The organism is Caulobacter sp. CCH9-E1 (assembly GCF_001556515.1).
In the GTDB taxonomy this organism is placed as follows: domain Bacteria; phylum Pseudomonadota; class Alphaproteobacteria; order Caulobacterales; family Caulobacteraceae; genus Caulobacter.
Genome location: NZ_LSJA01000030.1, coordinates 1 through 2,474, shown reverse-complemented (window position 1 = coordinate 2,474; position 2,474 = coordinate 1). Strand labels below are relative to the sequence as shown.

Below are 2,474 nucleotides of genomic sequence, written 5' to 3'. Positions count from 1 at the left end.
GTTGGGGATTAGGCGGCGGGAGGTGTGGATGGGGGGGTCTATTCAAACCGTTCGCGCTGGATCACTGCCGTCTCCGCAGGAGCGTTCAGAAAATCGATCAAGTCTTTGAGGACGATGAGATCGCAGTGCTTAGCTCCAGTTTCAATGTCGGAAAGAACGTGCGTCACGCCGTGAAACTGCCTTTGATCAGAGTTTTCGGGTATTAGGAGCGAGGTTATTCCGTATCGTTCAGTGTATGTCGTGCCGACATCCCAGACTACGCACAGATCGATATCTTTGATATTCTTGTCTTGATTCTCAAGATCTTCTACTAGCCCGTCCAGGCTAAACTTGTACTCCAGAACTCTTGGCTCTGTAACTTTTCCATTCAGCGCGATCGCTGTATCTTCAGGGACGCCTAAGGGGTTCTTTTGTTCGTCATAGACATAGATATTCGGCGCGAGATCAAACGCTACCTTGAATAGACCATCATACGTAAAGCGCTCGTTTGTCGACATAACGCTAATGCCGCGGACTACGCCGCCCGCGATTAACTGATGGAATAGAGCGATAACATCCTGTTCCCTGGTGGGGGCGGACGTGATGGAGACGCGCTCAGTTGGTAGAAAGAAGTGCTCGCTTTTAAGTACTAGGGGCTGGCTGTCCTCATGGGTCAGCATGTCCTTCTTCCAATCGCTAATCTTCATTTCACGCACCAAATCTGGTGCAACGCCGGTATTTGCCTTGAGAAGGTAGCGAAGTTTGGCAAGATGGTTTTCAGAAATCTGGCGTGAGACGCTTCTTGCGAAATCCGTCAATTCTCTGTGAAAGCCCTTTCGCCCCATGTCTGGGGAGTAATTTTCAAAATGAATTAGAAAGTGCAGTTGGTTTTGGCGTCCAATATTGCGCGTCAGCGGGATAGAAATGGTTTCTCCTTGCGGCATGTTATTTGCAGCAAGTTGTATTCCCGCATTTAGGACGCGATAATTTGCTCTCAGCTCAAGAGACTCGTTGAACTTGCTCCATAGTTTGGCTGTGTAGCCAAATTCTACAGAAACAGTTGGTGTGTGTCGCTCGATAATGGATTTTTCTTCCGCGTCCAACGACGTGCCGAGTAAGTCTAGCAATTCATTGCTTGTCCAATTCTCGTATAGAAAATCCAAATTGCTGTACTTATCGGGCATCTTTCGGCCTGGGCCGAATTTCTTGTATAGGTCGTCCTGGGCCTTGAATACTTCCTTGACGGACGATTTCTTGCAGGGTGACTGGTGAAGCCAGAGATATGATGTTCCTGGTAGCGAGAATTTCGTCGTCTCCTTGTCGCCTTTAACGACGACTTCAACTTTGATTTTCTCGTCTTTTCTTATGGATCCTAGGCCTGTCTTGATGGTTAGGATTTTCGCCCATTTTTCGGCAGTTTTAGCCTGAATCCAATCCAATCGTTTGGGGTGCGTTTCGTCGTCAAAGCGGACGGTAATGGAAACCCCACGATCGAAATCGTTGAAAGTGTTGTCCGCAAGTGGAGAGGCGTCGGGTTCTACCTTGGGGTTGCCGCCAGATGAATTGGCCTTAACCCAATTTTTCGCTCCAACTATTCTGCCTGAGGCTTCGTAACCGGGAACTTTTGTAGATACGCGCATATAGTTGAAACCATATGCGACATATGTTGCGCCGACACCTTTGTGTCCGCGCGTGTTTCCAGTCTTAAAGGAAAAATTTGGCGCTAAGAACTGTTCAAACTTATCCTTGTCTAGTCCAATGCCATTGTCGCTGATGGTTAGGGCGTTGTCTTTTAGGTCAATTATTATACTAAGTCTTGGCTCGTAATTGTCGGATGAGCCTGCCGAGTTTTCCAGAGCCACGCGAGCTTCAAGAGCATCTAGCGCATTCTGAATTAATTCGCAGAAGGGGTCGTACCAACCAACATAAGAACTCAGAATGTTTCCGATCTCACGCTTCAGCGCGCCGAGCGCTGCATCGCTAATTTTCGCATTCTTGAATTCTAGGGGGTCGAATGGAGTGAAAGTCACGGGGATGCCCAAATTTTCGCGTTCGGAGCGAGGTTAGCTAAAGCCACGCTTATTGGGCAAGGTTGTTTATTCGATAGGGTGGTGGCCAGATTTCCTCTTGTCTCCCAACCTAATCGCTCTTCCCCTGCGCCCCCCCGCGCGGTCCCGTCCTTAAATCTCTTGGAGGCTGCAGCGTGCAGGACTGACCAAGTCAGTCAAGGACGACGCTCCGCGTCGCCGCGCGGCGGCCGCCCGGCGGGCGGTCCTTGAGTGACTTGGACAGCCCTGCGATCGTCTCGCCGTGAGATGTAAGGATGGCTCCTTCTCGGGGGAGAAGGGGGTTCACCTCCAACCAACACTCATACGCGTGTCATCCCGGAAGCCTCGCAGAGGCTATCTTAGGACCCAGGGGTTGCGGGAGCGCCGCGCGCGCCGCCCCTGGGTCCCTGTGTATTGCGATGTAGGTCAAGCGTTGGCTTGATGGTT

1 protein-coding gene is annotated in these 2,474 nt (G+C 50.6%); it reads right to left on the bottom strand.

Annotated features, from left to right (window positions below; all coding sequences use genetic code 11):
* Nucleotides 1-38: 38 nt before the first annotated feature.
* The gene (locus tag AX690_RS22620) at nucleotides 39-2,021 is read right to left on the bottom strand and encodes an ATP-binding protein (protein ID WP_156449526.1); all 1,983 of its coding nucleotides are present in this window, start codon (nucleotides 2,019-2,021) and stop codon (nucleotides 39-41) included.
* Nucleotides 2,022-2,474: the final 453 nt, after the last annotated feature.